The following is a 15,900-nucleotide window of genomic DNA, read 5'->3' on the forward strand; positions in this document are numbered from 1 at the left end:
TTTGACTAAATTTGATCAAAAAAGGCGATATTTTGTTTCTTTATATCGCCTTTAAATTGGAGTCCTACTTTAGGTTAACGCATTGTCACAAATTCTTCCGATCCTGTTGGATGAATAGCTACTGTGTTATCAAAATCTGCTTTAGTTGCACCCATTTTAATTGCCACAGCAAATCCCTGAATCATTTCATCTACCCCAAAACCAATCCCATGTAAACCAACGATTTTCTCTTCTTTACCTGTACAAACTAGCTTCATTTTACACGGTTGGCGATGTTGTGTCACAGCACTATACATCGGTGTGAAAGCAGATTTATATACTTTCACATTTTCTGCACCATATTGTTCAATCGCTTGTGGTTCTGTGAGTCCTATTGTACCAATTGGTGGATGGCTAAAGACAACTGTTGGGACTAAATTATAGTCTAAATGTTCATTTGGTTTATTATTAAATAGGCGCTCTGATAAACGACGACCGGCAGCAACTGCAACTGGAGTTAACTCAATACCGCCTTCAATAATATCACCTACAGCATAAATACCTTTTATATTTGTATTTTGATATTTATCTACTTTGATAAATCCACGCTCGTTCGTTTTTACACCTGTAGCTGCTAAGTTGATGGTATCTGTAGCAGGATGGCGACCAATCGCCCAAATTAAGCAATCGACTTCTTGTGTACGTCCGTCTTCAAGCTGTAAACTTAATGAGCCATCAGCATTTTTTGTCACTTGTTTTGGAATAGCATGAGTATGCAAATGGATACCATCTTGCGACATAACGTCTAATAATGTCTCTACAATTAATGGATCAAAATTGCGTAACGGTGCATGTTGACGAACAAACAAATGAGTTTCAACACCGAAACTATTCATGACGCCAGCAAGTTCAACGGCAATATAGCCTGCACCAATAACAGCTACACGTTTTGGTAATTGTGTGAGTTCAAAGACACCGTCAGAGTCAATACCATATTCTGCACCTATAATATTTGGACGGCTTGGGCGTCCGCCTGTTGCAATTAAAATATGGTCTGCTGTAATGTGTTCGCCATTTACTTCGACAGTATTCGTATTAACAAATTTAGCGAATCCTTGAATAACATCAACATTATTTTTGGCTAAAACGTTATTGTAGGAAGTATGAATGCGACTGATATAAGCTTGTCGATTTTCGACCAATTTAGAAAAGTCAAACTGGCTCACATTCACTTCAAAACCATAATCTGGAGCATAAAGATGAATTGCCTCAGCTATTTGTGCGCCATACCACATGACTTTTTTGGGCACACAGCCTACATTAACGCAAGTACCACCTAAATGTTTCGCTTCGATGATAGCACATTTCTTACCGTAGCTTGCAGCACGATTAATTGAGGCAATGCCACCGCTACCACCACCGATAGCAATATAATCATAATGTTTTGTCATTGTTGTATTCCTTTTAGATACACATAATTACAATAAATTTGTCGTTATTTTGCCGAATAAATAAACATAAAGCAAAACGATATCATAACTCAGTTTAATGAGTAATAGATTATTCAGGTACTACCCATTTAACTGACCAATTTCCCGTTCCTTCTGGAACTAGGGTTTGGGTTAAATAAGGTAGAATTTTTTTCATCTGTTGCTCAAGTGTCCAAGGAGGATTAATGACAATCATACCACTGGCAGTCATCCCACGTTGTTCACTATCTGGATGTACAGCTAATTCAATTTGTAAGATTTTACGAATTCCTGTGTTTTCAAAGTGACGTAGCATCCGTTTGATTTGTTGGCGCAATACAACAGGATACCAAATGGCGTAAGTACCCGTAGCAAAACGTTTATAGCCATCTTCTACTGCTTGTACAACTAAATCATAATCTTCTTTTAATTCATAAGGTGGATCAATTAAGATAAGTCCACGCCGTTCTTTGGGGGGTAAGGTTGCTTTTAATTGTTGGAAACCATTTTCTCTCTTACTTGTTACATTTTTAAATTCTTTGAAATTGTTACGTAGTAATGGGAAATCACTTGGGTGGAGTTCAGTCAACAAAGCACGATCTTGTGGACGTAACATTGTTGCAGCAATTAACGGCGAGCCTGCGTAATAACGTAATTCTTTACCACCATAATTGAATTTTTTTATTAATTGAATATAACGTGCAATTTCTTCGGGCAAATCATCACGTTGCCAGAGACGTCCAATACCTTCTTCAAACTCTGCTGTTTTTTCTGCTTCTTCGCTAAATAAGCGATAACGTCCCACACCTGCATGTGTGTCTAAATAATAGAAGCCTTTTTCTTTTAATTGAAAGTTTTCAATAATAAGCATTAATACGATATGTTTTAACACATCGGCATGATTACCTGCATGAAAACTGTGACGATAACTAAGCATAAATATTGCCTTTAAAATAGAAATTATAAAAAAGAGACCGCACTTTTATGATCAAAAGTGCGGTGGATTTTAGAAGAGTTCTTCTCGGTCGTCTACTGATGAATTACTATCAGGGTTAGTAAAGTCAGATGGTATATAATAGCCTTGTTCTTCAACATAAGTACGTTTAGGCTCAGTACCATTGATAAAATATTCTATTCGTCCGCCACTGTTCGTTAATAAACCAGATCCTGTATCAATACGTTTTTCTACAATATTAGGTGGTGGAGCTAATTTACGTTCAGGAATGTCAGCTAAACTAGTTAACATATAAGCTTGCCAAGCTGGCATTGCAGTTTTGGCTCCAGCTTCTCCACGGCCTAAATTGCGTTTATTATCATCAAACCCCACGTAAACAGCCGTCGTTAAATGAGCACCAAATCCAGCATACCAAGCGACTTTAGAGTTATTTGTTGTTCCTGTTTTACCGCCAATATCCTGACGTTTGAATGCTTTTGATAAGCGCCAACTTGTTCCAACCCAGCTTTTACCTGCTTCACCATAAATTGCTGATGTTAATGCGCTACGGACTAAAAAAGCCAGTTCACCACTGATAACTCGTGGTGCATACTGTGTTTCTGAGTTATCTGTTTTTGCAGCAGCCATGAAATGTAAATGACTTTCATCAATTGGGTTAGTATTGATCGGTTCTAGATCTGGGATATCAGGGATAATATCACCTAATTCATCACTGCCTTCATCAGATACATCAATATTGAGATTTTCAGTTAGACTTAAATCATAATTTTTAAATGCATCTAGTTTTTCTGTCTCACCATATAACACAGGAATATCATGACAAGTAATACAAGCAATTTTGGGATTAGCAAGGAAAACTTCTTTACCTGTGTTATCTAAAATACGGTTGATAATAAAAGGTTCAATTAAAAAACCACCATTATCAAATACAGCGTAACCTCGAGCCATTTCTAATGGTGTGAATGATGCAGCACCTAATGCTAATGCTTCACTAGCAAAAAATTGTTCTTTTTTAAAACCAAAACGTTGTAAAAACTCAGCGGTAAATTCCACACCAGCCATTTGCATTGCTCGAATAGCAATCATATTTTTGGATAAGCCTAGACCTACTCGCAAACGCATTGGGCCATCAAAACGGTTTGGTGAGTTTTTAGGAGCCCACGGTTTTTGTCCCGCTTTTTTTAAAACCAAAGGAGAGTCTTGTAGCACACTAGATAAAGTAAGCCCTTTTTCTAGTGCAGCAGCATAAATGAAAGGCTTAATTGAAGAACCAACTTGTACTAAAGATTGTGTTGCACGATTAAATTTACTTTGTTCAAAGCTAAACCCCCCAACTAAAGCTTCAATAGCACCATTATCACTATTTAATGAGACTAAAGCAGAATTGACTTCTGGTAGCTGCGCTAAAATCCATTCGCCATTGTCACGTTGGCGAATCCAAATTTGATCACCTACTTTAGGTGTTTTTTTCCCTGCCCAACGCATTGCATTATTTGACAAGGTCATTTTTTCGCCTGATGATAGTAGTAATTCAGCGCCAGTTTTATTTGTAGCCAGTACTGCTGCAGGTAAGAGCGGTTCAGAATTGGGGAGTTTTTTTAAGAAACCAATAATACGATCTATCTCCCAAGGTGTTTCCTCTTTTTGCCAGAGTGGTGCACCTCCACGGTAACCATGGCGCATATCATAATCAATCAGATTATTACGTAGTGCTTTTTGTGCTTCAGCTTGATCTTTCGATAACACAGTCGTATAAACTTTAAAACCACTCGTATAGGCTTTTTCCTCACCAAAGCGTCTTACCATTTCTTGGCGAGCCATTTCAGTGACATAATCGGCACGGAAATCAATTTGCGCACCATGATAGCTAGCTACGATAGGTTCTTTAATTGCTGAATCATATTCTTCTTGTGTAATGTATTTTGTCGTCAGCATACGTCCTAACACAATATTACGTCGTTCTGTGGCTCGTTTTAATGAATAAATTGGATTCATTGTAGAAGGGGCTTTAGGTAAACCAGCAATTACAGCCATTTCAGATAATGTCAATTGCTCTAATTCTTTACCAAAATAAGTTTTTGCGGCAGCAGCAACACCATAAGAACGGTAACCTAAATAAATTTTATTTAAATACAATTCTAAAATTTCGTTTTTAGTTAATGTATTTTCAATATCAATGGCTAAAACAGCTTCTTTTGCTTTACGTTCAATTGATTTTTCAGGTGTTAAGAAGAAATTACGTGCTAATTGCTGTGTAATTGTACTTGCCCCTTGAGATGCACCGCCTTTAGTAATTGCCACTGTAATAGCACGAGCAATACCAATAGGATCTAGTCCATGATGATCATAGAAACGACTGTCTTCTGTTGCGAGAACAGCATTGATAAGAGGTTGTGGAATTTGTTCTAATGGCACAGGAATACGGCGCTGCTCCCCAACTTCACCAATAAGTTTGCCATCAGCTGTATAAATTTGCATAGGTTGTTGTAACTCAACCGTTTTAAGGCTTTCTACATCAGGTAAATCTGCTTTCAAATAGATATATACCGCACCTACCGCGACACAACCCAATACAATTAATGTTAATAGGGTACTTAATATTAATTTTGCGATCCGCATCGAAAAATTCTCTCTTGGTTAATGCTTGTTTATTAAAAAACTCAAAAAATTATTCACAGTATAAAGATAACAAGACTAAATCCAAAGCTAAAAGTTCAGCAGAAATGTAAATAATCAGTAAATAGGAGACATCAAATGTGGCAACTTTCGATGACTTTAATTCAAGTAGGTGTGTGGCGACGAGGACAAAATATTGAATTTGTTTGGTTAGATATGGAACATAAACCGCAGAAGTTCTGTACAACAATAGAGATGTTAGCAGAAGCTAAAAATAAGATCCTCATTTGTTTAGCAAGCAAACAAAAAATACACTTATCTTTTATTACTGCAATTTCACCTCATCAAATTTGGACTAAAAGTATATTGCTGCCTCAACAATTAAATGAACAAGAATGTGAGCAGCAATGTCAATTTATCTTAGAACAAGAATTATCTATCCCTCTATCTAATCTTTGGTTTGATTATTATGCAGATATGGTACAACAAGGTTTCCAGATTACGCTTTTTGCTGTTCAAAAGTCGATTGCACAACAATATTTAACAGAATTATCTGTATTAAATATTGATGTATTAGACAATTTAGCACATAGCATTTTACGTGCTTTCCAATTTCTTATGCCTACAGTGCAAAGTATAAATACATTGTTTTTATATCAAGATGAACAAAGTTGTATCGCACTTGAAGAACAACGATATCAATTACTCGTCTTACAAAAAACGCATTCAGATTTGACTGCACTTTATACTCAATTTTGTCAACGTTATGAACATCAACCTAAGCAAGTTATTGTTTACCGTATACACGCGCAAGATGTTTTACCGCCAGACTGGACTGAGTTACACACAACTTTACCAATCATTGCTTTAGGTAGTGCATTATGGCGAAAAAGATTATCAAATGAGCTTGGCGATGATAAATAAGCTTAGTGAGATACAAAAGTGACATATCATTTGAACTTATTGCCTTGGCGGCAGAAACAACGTCGGCAGCGTTTAATTCTTTTTACTATTCAGTGCTGTATCGCGTTAGTTTGCTTCATTGTGGGTAATTTTGTGTTACTGGTATTCTCTGAGTCCCTGACTCAGCAAAAAATATTAAAGCAGACAAATCTACAGCAAATTACTTCTAATTTACAGCAAGTTAACCACCAAGTTTCCGAATTAAGAAAGAATTATCTTGTACAAGAAAAAATGTTTTTATTATCTACAAAAACATTGAATATCCTTTTGGACAGTATAACCACATTACCTTTACAACGAGGTGAGTTAGCGGAACTTAGTTGGGATTCTGGGTTAGTCATTTTGAAGGGATATGTGGAGACACAAACAGAATTTGAACAATTAAATCAGTTTCTTACTTCTAATAGATTATTTCAAGAAATCAAATTAACGCATTTTCAATTAGAACTACAGCATATTTCTTTTCAATTTGAGTTGCAATTAGCAATGGGGTGAATTATCGATGCTAAGTTATCTCAAGAATCCAGATTCCTTACTTAGTAAGTTATCAAATTTACCTTTTATACAAAGAATAATTTTATTTGTCATAGTAATGAGTTTGGGATGGTCATACACAATTTTTCAAATGATTCAGCAATACCAACAAATAAGACAAATTGAAGAGATGCTAGTCTATGAGAAACAGGACTTACAGCATAATCAACAGATTTTCGAACGTTTAAAACAACATATAACACAGTCTGCTTTGACCCCAACTTTAACGAGTCAGATGACAAAAATCAATCAATACATTCATCAGCATTCACACAAAATAGTATTACAGTCTACTGAATGGACATTTCACTCTTTTCCACTACTGAATTTACAATTTCAAAGCTATTTTGCTGATTTTCATAACTTTTTAACGACACTTTTAACTCAGTATCCACAATTAAAGCTTAGTAAATTGCAATTATTGAAAATAGCAAATATAGAGGGTGTATCAGTACAGGTAGATATTTTGTTGCAGCTGCAACCAATAGAGGAGTGAAAATAATGCAAAAATTGACCGCACTTATTTTATTTAGTTTAACACTGAGTGTACAAGCAGATCCCTTTGATCGAACTCAACGACAAACCCAATCAAATGCTTTAATGAAAAACGAAAAAATAATGTCCTTGACATCTTGTCATGCTTTAGAGTCAGCACTTTTTCCAATGAATGATTTAAATGAGCTGAAATTAATTGGTGTATTACAGCAACAATCAGAATGGTTAGCATTTTTTATGAATGAAGAAAAGCAGATTCAGAGTGCCTCTCTTAATCAATTGTTAACAGCAGAAGGCTTCCGTATTCAACAAATTAGTAGGCAAGGTATTACTCTAGCTTATTGGAAAAATAAACAAAATTGTACGGAAAATAGCACATTATTTATTAAACTTTAGGATGAAGGTATGCAAAAAGGGGTTAATTATTGTATTAAGTGCGGTCTATTATGGCTTAGTTTTGTTTGTTGTGTGCTAGCGCAATCTAGTGAGACGTTTTCTATTCGCTTAAAGCAAGCGCCACTAGTTGAAATTTTGCAACAATTAGCGTTACAACAAAACAAAAGTTTAGTCATTGATAATGAATTAGATGGTATGTTATCACTGCAATTAGAGCAAACTAGTTTTGAGAAATTGTTATATGCCGTAGCTAAGATTAAACAATTAGAGCTACACAAAGAAGGTCAATTGTATTATTTGAGTAAAGGTTTTAAAGCGGACAAAATAAAGAGTGAAAGTAGTCAGCTAAGTCCTAATTTAGTAACAGACTCAATAAAATTACAATTTGCTAAAGCAGAAGATGTGATGAAATCATTGACTACTGGTAATGGCTCTTTATTATCGGTAGATGGGCGTATTAGTGTAGATGTACGCAGTAATTTATTGTTAATTCAAGATCAAGCTGAATCAGTCCGAAATATTAAAAAATTAATATCAGAAATGGATAAACCTGTTGAACAAATCGTGATTGAAGCGCGAATTGTCACTATGACTGATGAAAGCCTAAAAGAGCTGGGCGTTAGATGGGGAATGTTTGATCCTACTTCTCATAAACATACTTTATCAGGTAGTTTAGAAAGTAATGGCTTTTTGAATATTCAAGATCATCTCAATGTTAATTTTGCAACTAATGTAACGCCTACAGGAAGCGTTGCATTACAACTAGCAAAAATTAATGGTCGCTTATTAGACTTGGAATTAACTGCACTTGAACGAGAGAATAATGTTGAAATTATTGCTAGCCCACGTTTGTTAACGACGAATAAGAAAAGTGCCAGTATTAAGCAGGGAACAGAAATACCTTATATTGTGACGAATGGTAAAAATGATACACAATCTATTGAATTTCGTGAAGCAGTACTAGGTTTAGATGTTACACCACAAATCTCAAAAGATAATACTATTTTATTAGATATGGTGGTTAGTCAAAATTCATTAGGACCGAGAGTGACTTATGATAAAGGCGAAAGTATTTCAATAGATAAGCAAGAAATTAATACTCAAGTTTTTGCAAAGGATGGTGAAACTATTGTTTTAGGCGGAGTATTTCATGATACGATAATGAAGGGCGTAGACAAAGTGCCTCTGCTTGGTGATTTACCTGTATTAAAACATCTATTTAGTAAAGAAAGTGAACGTCATCAAAAGCGGGAGCTCGTTATTTTTGTGACACCACATATTTTAAAGCAGAATGAAATAGTCGCAAAATCAGAGCAGTAGTGCCTTAGTATAAGCTCTTAAAATAGCGCTCGCTTTTGTTCCCACTGAGTAAATATCACAAATAAATCGCCTGTTAAGGTTGAAAAATAGGGTGATTTATTGCGATAATCGCAATTATTTTTTGGGTGATCTTTTTGCGACCGATTCAGGTCGCTTCTCTATTTTACAAAAGATCATGATTATCAATATATTAATGAACAAGAAGAAAAATTAGAGATGGCAGAAAAGCGTAATATTTTCTTAATCGGTCCAATGGGGGCAGGAAAAAGCACAATTGGTCGTCAATTGGCACAGCTATTAAATATGGATTTTGTCGATTCTGACGGTGAAATTGAGCAACGTGCTGGTGCAGATATAAGCTGGATTTTTGATGTTGAAGGTGAGGCTGGTTTTCGTAAGCGTGAAGAGCGCATTATTAATGAGCTAACACAAAGACAAGGTATTGTACTTTCAACAGGTGGTGGTGCAGTATTATCAAAAGAAAATCGTAATCATTTATCGGCACGTGGAATCGTGATTTACTTAGAAACGACAGTTGAAAAGCAATATCAAAGAACACAGCGTGATAAAAAGCGCCCATTACTACAAGAAGTAGATGATCCTCGCCAAGTATTGGAAGATTTAGCGAAAATTCGTAATCCTTTATATGAAGAAATTGCGGATATTACTTTGCCAACAGATGAACAAAGTGCAAAAGTAATGGCAACACAAATTATGGATTTAATTGATAATCTTAATGGCTGAAAAATAGGATAAATCATGCAGTGTGTAAATGTTGAGTTAAAAGAACGCCGTTATCCGATATATATTGGAGCAGGTTTATTATCTGATGAAAATTGTTATCCATTGAAATCGGGTGATAAAGTCATGATCGTTACTAATCCAACAGTTGCACAATACTATCTTACCCCAGTAACAGATACCTTAGAAAGAAAAGGATGCTTGGTTGAACATGTATTATTGCCTGATGGAGAAAAGTACAAGACTTTGGCATCATTGGACTTGATTTTTACCGCACTTTTACAAACTAATCATGGGAGAGATACTACGATTATTGCCTTAGGTGGTGGGGTTATCGGTGATATAGCAGGTTATGCTGCAGCCAGCTATCAACGAGGTATTCGCTTCATTCAAATCCCAACAACATTGTTAGCACAAGTTGACTCATCAGTGGGAGGGAAAACAGCTGTAAATCATGAGTTAGGTAAAAATATGATTGGTGCTTTTTACCAGCCTTGTTGCGTAATTATTGATACTTTAACTTTAAAGAGTTTACCTAAACGTGAAGTAAATGCAGGATTGGCTGAGGTAATTAAATATGGAGCTATTCTTGATAAAGATTTTTTTAGTTGGTTAGAGCAACATATCGATAATCTTGTTGCTCTAGAGCAGGTTTATTTACAGCAATGTATTTCACGCTGTTGTCAAATTAAAGCAGATGTTGTTGCAAACGATGAAACAGAGCAAGGTGATAGGGCATTATTGAATTTAGGGCATACTTTTGGTCATGCGATTGAAACCCACTTAGGTTATGGGAATTGGCTACATGGAGAGGCTATTGCTGTTGGTATGATGATGGCAGCAGTGCTTTCAGAAAAATTAGGCTATTTAACGTATGATGATGTTGGTCGTCTTGAAAAATTACTTGCAAGAGCGAATTTACCAACGGTTTCACCAGATAGTATGCAAGCAGAAGATTATTTGCCACATATGATGCGAGATAAAAAAGTCTTAGCTGGAAAATTACGTCTTATTTTACTCAAAGCATTAGGTCAAGCTTATGTTGCAACAAATACTGATCAAGAAATAGTGTTAGATGCTATACGTTCTTGTACTCAGGTTGATTAATTAATGCCTCCTCGTCGAAAACAGCCTATTAAATCAAAGCAGTTAGGCTTCAAAAAAAAGACTAAATTACCCATGATAAAATACCGCCCATTTTTAAAATGGGCCGGTGGTAAGTTCCGTTTGACTGAGGAGCTTAATAAAGTTCTACCTAAAAAGAATACGTGTTTAGTTGAGCCTTTCGTTGGTGCTGGCGCAGTATTTCTAAATACAAATTTTGAGCGTTATATCTTGGCAGATATTAATCCAGATTTAATTAATTTATTTAATTTTGTTAAGTCTGATGTAGAACGCTATATTGAAGCTGCCAAAGCCATTTTTTTTCATCCAGAAGCGAATACTAGTCAGTATTATTACACACAAAGAGAACAATTTAATCGTTCGTCAGATACATTTGAGCGTTCAGTGATTTTTTTGTATCTTAATCGTTTCGGCTTTAATGGATTATGCCGTTACAATTCCAAAAATGAATTTAATGTGCCATTTGGCTCTTATAAAAGACATTATTTTCCTGAGGCTGAATTACGTTATTTTGCTCAAAAAGCACAACATGCAGAGTTTATTTGTGCTGATTTTCAACATACTTTCTCTTTAGCGGATGAAAAATCTATTATTTATTGTGATCCACCTTATGCTCCTTTAATACAAGAAAGTAATTTTACCAGCTATGCTGGTAATGAATTTTCTGCTCAACACCAAAAAGTATTAGCTGATTTAGCAAGTTATACTGCAGAAGAACGCCATATTTCCGTTGTTATTTCAAATCATGATACTGCATTTACACGTGATATTTATCAGAAAGCTAAGCTAAAAGCCATTCAAGTACAACGGTCAATTAGCCAGCAATCAAACAGACGAATCAAAGTGACGGAATTAATTGCAGTCTTCAATGCGAAATGAAATTGGGTGAGTAGATAAACAAGAGTAAACTGAATAGCTTAGTGAATTTTACATATTTTATATCACACGGACAGATTGGGATTAATATAGAATTTGATGTGCTTTACCTCGGGGTAATTTGTTTTTATTAATGCGAGTAAGTGCTTTTGTTGAAATAAAAGCGCTTGGCGAACAATCGCATTAGCAACTTCTAAATAAAGTGTATCTTGCTCTAAATTAGCAACTTTGTACAACCCTTGATATTGTTTTGGAAAGCTTTGTTGTAAGTGTAAATTTAGCTCGTTTAAAAATAATCCTTTTTTCATTATTTTGGCTAAACTAGAGTTTTCTAATAGTTCTACTACATTAACTGGTTTTTCGTATCTCATTGACTTGTTTTCTCACTTTTCACCTCAATATCTATGACATTGTAGCTAATTTCCGCTACAATACGAGAGATTTTTGAGTGATAGGGATGATTATGATTTTAACAAAAGGTAAGCATAATTTTTGGTCGCAATTATTATTAAGTATGATTGCGATTTTGGCGTTACCTGAAGCTCAGAGTCTAACAAATCAGTCCAATGTTGCTAATGCTAGTTATCAAAATCCACATTTTATTCAACAACAAATATCACATGTTGTTGCATTAGTTCAGCAAGTTCAACAACAGCAGCGTAAAGCTACTGCTATTCCTTACCAACAATACTATCTTTTCAAAAGTGAGCCACACTTGGATACTGGTATTGTTTCTTTCGTTCCGCCGATTAGAGCAGGGCCTTATTTTTCTTAACTTTCGTTTTTGTGTTACGAATTCTGTTTTTTATTTATAAAATAAAGCAGAATATTTTTATTGTTTATTTTTAAATTAGAAGAAAAAGTTATGTTTAGAAGTGTTCTCACAAAAATTTTTGGTAGTCGTAATGATCGTATTTTACGCCGTTTAAATAAAATTGTTGTTAAGATTAATAAATTAGAACCTGAGTTTGAAGCATTAAATGATGATCAATTGAAAGCAAAAACAACAGAGTTTAAGACTCGTTTAGAACAAGGGGAAACGTTAGAGCAAATTTTACCAGAAGCTTTTGCTACAGTGCGTGAAGCCAGTAAGCGAGTGTTAGGTATGCGTCATTTTGATGTGCAATTATTAGGCGGAATGGTGTTAACGAATCGTTGTATTGCTGAAATGCGTACAGGGGAAGGGAAAACATTAACAGCAACATTACCATGTTATTTAAATGCATTAACTGGTAAAGGTGTTCATGTAGTGACAGTGAATGATTATCTTGCTCGTCGAGATGCTGAAACTAATCGACCTCTATTTGAGTTTTTAGGAATGACTGTAGGAGTCAATGTACCAGGATTATCGCCAGAGCAAAAACGTGAAGCTTACTCGGCTGATGTCACTTATGCAACTAATAGTGAATTAGGGTTTGACTATTTACGAGATAATTTAGCCCATAGTGCAGAAGAACGTTTCCAGCGCTATTTACATTATGCTTTAGTGGACGAAGTTGATTCTATTTTAATTGATGAAGCACGTACGCCATTGATTATTTCAGGACAAGCAGAAGATAGTTCAGAGCTTTATATTACTGTAGATAAGTTAATTCCAAACTTAATCAAGCAAGACAAAGAAGATAGTGAAGAATATCAAGGCGATGGTGATTTCACGTTAGATCTAAAAACTAAACAAGCACACTTAACTGAACGAGGTCAAGAAAAAGTCGAGCAGTGGTTGACGGCACAGGGACTAATGTCAGCAGAAGAGTCTCTTTACTCACCATCTAAAATTTCTTTACTGCATCATGTTTATGCAGCATTACGCGCTCATACATTATTTGAGCGTGATGTTGATTATATTGTCAAAGACGGCGAAATTGTCATTGTTGATGAACACACTGGTCGCACAATGGCTGGACGTCGTTGGTCTGATGGGCTACACCAAGCTATTGAAGCGAAAGAAGGTGTACGTATTCAAAGTGAAAACCAGACTGTTGCGTCAATCACTTACCAAAACTACTTCCGTTTATATGAAAAATTAGCAGGGATGACAGGAACAGCAGATACAGAAGCTTTTGAATTTCAACAAATTTATGGTTTGGAAACTATTGTTGTGCCGACGAATCGTCCAATGATTCGTGATGATCGCACTGATATTATGTTTGAAAATGAAGAATATAAATTTAATGCGATTATAGAAGATATCAAAGATTGTGTAGCGCGTAATCAACCTGTTTTAGTAGGAACCGTTTCTATTGAAAAATCAGAATTACTCTCTAATGCGCTTAAAAAAGCGGGGATTAAGCATAATGTATTAAATGCAAAATTCCACGCACAAGAAGCTGAAATTGTTGCTAATGCAGGCTATCCAGGTGCTGTGACAATCGCAACTAATATGGCAGGGCGAGGTACGGATATTGTTTTAGGTGGTAACTGGAAAGCGGAAGTTGCTAAGTTAGATAATCCAACACAGGAACAAATTGATGCTATTCATACAGCATGGCAAGCACGTCATGATGTTGTGAAGGAAGCTGGTGGTTTGCATATCATTGGCACAGAACGTCATGAATCACGTCGTATTGATAATCAGTTACGTGGTCGTTCTGGTCGTCAAGGTGATCCAGGATCATCTCGTTTCTATTTATCGCTGGATGATGCCTTAATGCGTATTTATTTAAATGAAGGTAAATTAAACTTAATGCGTAAAGCATTTAGCACAGCAGGCGAAGCAATGGAGTCAAAAATGTTGACGAAAGTAATTGCTTCCGCGCAAGCTAAAGTAGAAGCTCATAATTTCGATGGGCGTAAGAATTTACTTGAATTTGATGATGTTGCAAACGATCAACGTCATGCGATTTATGCACAACGTAATAGTTTGTTAGATAATGAAAATATCTCAGAAACGATAGATGTGATACGTGAAGATGTATTTAATCAAGTTATTGATCAGTATATTCCACCACAATCGTTAGAGGAAATGTGGGATATTCCCGCCTTAGAACAACGCTTGAAACAAGATTTTGCTCTAGATTTACCATTAGCCAAATGGTTGGAGGAAGACAATCATTTTGATGAAGATGCATTACGTCAACGTGTATTAGATGCGGCGATTGCTGAATATAAGCAAAAAGAAGCTATTGTTGGTGAGCAAACGCTGAGACATTTTGAAAAAGGTGTTATGCTGCAAACATTAGATGAACTTTGGAAAGAGCATCTTTCTTCAATGGATCATTTACGTCGAGGTATCCATTTACGTGGTTATGCACAAAAAGATCCAAAACAAGAATATAAGAAAGAATGTTTCCAGATGTTTACAGATATGCTTGATGCTCTTAAATTGAGTGTTGTCACTACATTAAGCCGAGTTCAAGTGAGAACTCAGGAGGAAGTCGAACAAGCAGAGCGTATGCGTCAGGAAATTGCTCGTCGCGAAAATGCGGCTATGCATTATAATTCTGAAGATAATCAAGGCAGTGAAGTAGTAGGTGAGCGCCGAGTTGGTCGCAATGAGCCTTGCCCTTGTGGTTCTGGCAAGAAATATAAACATTGTCACGGTAGTAAAGCTAAATATTAATTTCATTATTTCAACGTTAATTAAGATGAAAAGTGCGGTCTGATTTTGAGGTTTTTTGCAAATGATGCTGCGCTTTTTAGTTTAAGGATTGGCTATGACGAAACCAGTTGTTCAAGTGGCGGCAGGTATTATTCGCAATGAATTTGGTCAAATATATTTGACTCAGCGTTTAGAAGGGCAAGACTTCGCTCAATCTCTAGAATTTCCAGGTGGTAAAGTTGATCTCGGAGAATCACCTGAGCAAGCATTAAAGAGAGAATTAGAAGAGGAGATAGGTATTCATATTTTGCATGCTGAATTGTATGAGCGTTTTCAGTTTGAATATCCGACTAAAGTTATTTCTTTCTATTTTTATTTGGTCGATGAATGGTTTGGTGAGCCTTTTGGACGTGAAGGACAAGAGGGTTTTTGGGTAGCGCAAAGTGAATTAGATGCAGGACAATTTCCTCCTGCTAATGCAAGACTGATCCAACGCTTATTAGCTGAAAGTCTGATAGAAAATTGAGATGTCTCTAAAAATAAACCCCGCCAAGAGCGGGGTTTATAGTTATCCTATCAAAAAAGAATACGTTATATTACAGTAGCTCTTTTGATAAATTATTTTTGTCCCATTGCAGCTTTCATTTGTTTAAGCTGCTCAATAGCTTGATTACAAGTTTGCTCTTGCATGTCTTTTGGCATTGCAGCAAATTGCTGTTTTGCTGCATCATATTGTTGTTTTACCATAGCCGCTTGTTCAGCTGGTACATTTTTAAGGAAACCTTCATATTCTGTGAAATATTTTTCACAAGCTGGCGCTAAATCAGCAGCAGAAACAGTCATTGCAAAGCTTGATAAAGCGATTACAGAGAATAATTTTTTCATAAACTCGT

16 protein-coding genes are annotated in these 15,900 nt (G+C 35.8%); 11 read left to right on the forward strand and 5 right to left on the reverse strand.

The window, feature by feature from the left end; genetic code table 11:
• Nucleotides 1-74: 74 nt before the first annotated feature.
• The 3 genes from gorA to DYE19_RS10655 form a co-directional block, all read right to left on the reverse strand.
• A complete protein-coding gene (gorA, locus tag DYE19_RS10645) occupies nucleotides 75-1,430 on the reverse strand; it encodes a glutathione-disulfide reductase (protein ID WP_049214656.1) in 1,356 nt (451 codons plus the stop codon).
• 109 nt (nucleotides 1,431-1,539) lie between these two features.
• Nucleotides 1,540-2,385 carry a 23S rRNA (adenine(2030)-N(6))-methyltransferase RlmJ gene (locus tag DYE19_RS10650; RefSeq protein ID WP_115323515.1) on the reverse strand — a complete coding sequence of 282 codons (846 nt, stop codon included), beginning with the start codon at nucleotides 2,383-2,385 and terminating at the stop codon, nucleotides 1,540-1,542.
• A 69-nt stretch (nucleotides 2,386-2,454) separates the two neighbouring features.
• Nucleotides 2,455-5,022: a penicillin-binding protein 1A gene (locus DYE19_RS10655; RefSeq protein ID WP_115323516.1), complete on the reverse strand. Its 2,568-nt coding sequence runs from the start codon at nucleotides 5,020-5,022 to the stop codon at nucleotides 2,455-2,457.
• A 135-nt stretch (nucleotides 5,023-5,157) separates the two neighbouring features.
• Here DYE19_RS10655 and DYE19_RS10660 point away from each other — a divergent pair, with 135 nt between their 5' ends.
• From DYE19_RS10660 to DYE19_RS10695, 8 genes are all read left to right on the forward strand, one after another.
• Nucleotides 5,158-5,943, forward strand: a complete 786-nt coding sequence (locus tag DYE19_RS10660; protein ID WP_115323517.1) for a type IV pilus biogenesis protein PilM — start codon at nucleotides 5,158-5,160, stop codon at nucleotides 5,941-5,943.
• An 18-nt stretch (nucleotides 5,944-5,961) separates the two neighbouring features.
• Entirely contained in the window at nucleotides 5,962-6,477 is a 516-nt protein-coding gene (locus DYE19_RS10665) for a hypothetical protein (protein WP_115323518.1), read from the forward strand.
• Between the two features lie 7 nt (nucleotides 6,478-6,484).
• Nucleotides 6,485-7,012, forward strand: coding sequence for a hypothetical protein (locus DYE19_RS10670; RefSeq protein WP_049214651.1), 528 nt, complete (start codon nucleotides 6,485-6,487; stop codon nucleotides 7,010-7,012).
• Nucleotides 7,013-7,017: 5 nt separating this feature from the next.
• Entirely contained in the window at nucleotides 7,018-7,407 is a 390-nt protein-coding gene (locus DYE19_RS10675; protein ID WP_049214650.1) for a pilus assembly protein PilP, read from the forward strand.
• Nucleotides 7,408-7,416: 9 nt separating this feature from the next.
• Nucleotides 7,417-8,727, forward strand: a complete 1,311-nt coding sequence (locus DYE19_RS10680) for a type IV pilus secretin PilQ (protein ID WP_115323519.1) — start codon at nucleotides 7,417-7,419, stop codon at nucleotides 8,725-8,727.
• Between the two features lie 216 nt (nucleotides 8,728-8,943).
• Nucleotides 8,944-9,471, forward strand: a complete 528-nt coding sequence (gene aroK, locus DYE19_RS10685; protein WP_046339606.1) for a shikimate kinase AroK — start codon at nucleotides 8,944-8,946, stop codon at nucleotides 9,469-9,471.
• 15 nt (nucleotides 9,472-9,486) lie between these two features.
• On the forward strand, nucleotides 9,487-10,575 hold the full coding sequence (gene aroB, locus DYE19_RS10690; RefSeq protein ID WP_049214648.1) for a 3-dehydroquinate synthase: 1,089 nt from the start codon (nucleotides 9,487-9,489) through the stop codon (nucleotides 10,573-10,575).
• 3 nt (nucleotides 10,576-10,578) lie between these two features.
• Complete coding sequence (locus DYE19_RS10695; RefSeq protein ID WP_049214647.1) at nucleotides 10,579-11,472, forward strand: Dam family site-specific DNA-(adenine-N6)-methyltransferase; 894 nt, start codon at nucleotides 10,579-10,581, stop codon at nucleotides 11,470-11,472.
• 62 nt (nucleotides 11,473-11,534) lie between these two features.
• On the opposite strand, the gene DYE19_RS10700 is transcribed toward DYE19_RS10695, so the two are convergent.
• Nucleotides 11,535-11,840, reverse strand: coding sequence for a DciA family protein (locus DYE19_RS10700; RefSeq protein WP_115323520.1), 306 nt, complete (start codon nucleotides 11,838-11,840; stop codon nucleotides 11,535-11,537).
• A 92-nt stretch (nucleotides 11,841-11,932) separates the two neighbouring features.
• On the opposite strand from DYE19_RS10700, the gene secM reads away from it, so the two are divergent.
• The 3 genes from secM (at nucleotide 11,933) to mutT (ending at nucleotide 15,533) form a co-directional block, all read left to right on the forward strand.
• Complete coding sequence (secM, locus tag DYE19_RS10705; protein ID WP_255313151.1) at nucleotides 11,933-12,244, forward strand: secA translation cis-regulator SecM; 312 nt, start codon at nucleotides 11,933-11,935, stop codon at nucleotides 12,242-12,244.
• 90 nt (nucleotides 12,245-12,334) lie between these two features.
• Nucleotides 12,335-15,028 (forward strand): preprotein translocase subunit SecA, encoded by a 2,694-nt coding sequence (gene secA, locus DYE19_RS10710; protein ID WP_115323521.1) that lies wholly within the window; start codon nucleotides 12,335-12,337, stop codon nucleotides 15,026-15,028.
• A 94-nt stretch (nucleotides 15,029-15,122) separates the two neighbouring features.
• On the forward strand, nucleotides 15,123-15,533 hold the full coding sequence (mutT, locus tag DYE19_RS10715; RefSeq protein ID WP_115323522.1) for an 8-oxo-dGTP diphosphatase MutT: 411 nt from the start codon (nucleotides 15,123-15,125) through the stop codon (nucleotides 15,531-15,533).
• Nucleotides 15,534-15,625: 92 nt separating this feature from the next.
• On the opposite strand, the gene DYE19_RS10720 is transcribed toward mutT, so the two are convergent.
• Nucleotides 15,626-15,892 carry a DUF5339 domain-containing protein gene (locus DYE19_RS10720; RefSeq protein WP_049214642.1) on the reverse strand — a complete coding sequence of 89 codons (267 nt, stop codon included), beginning with the start codon at nucleotides 15,890-15,892 and terminating at the stop codon, nucleotides 15,626-15,628.
• Nucleotides 15,893-15,900 lie beyond the last annotated feature (8 nt).

Source organism: Pasteurella canis (assembly GCF_900454865.1).
Classification (GTDB): Bacteria; Pseudomonadota; Gammaproteobacteria; order Enterobacterales; family Pasteurellaceae; genus Pasteurella; species Pasteurella canis.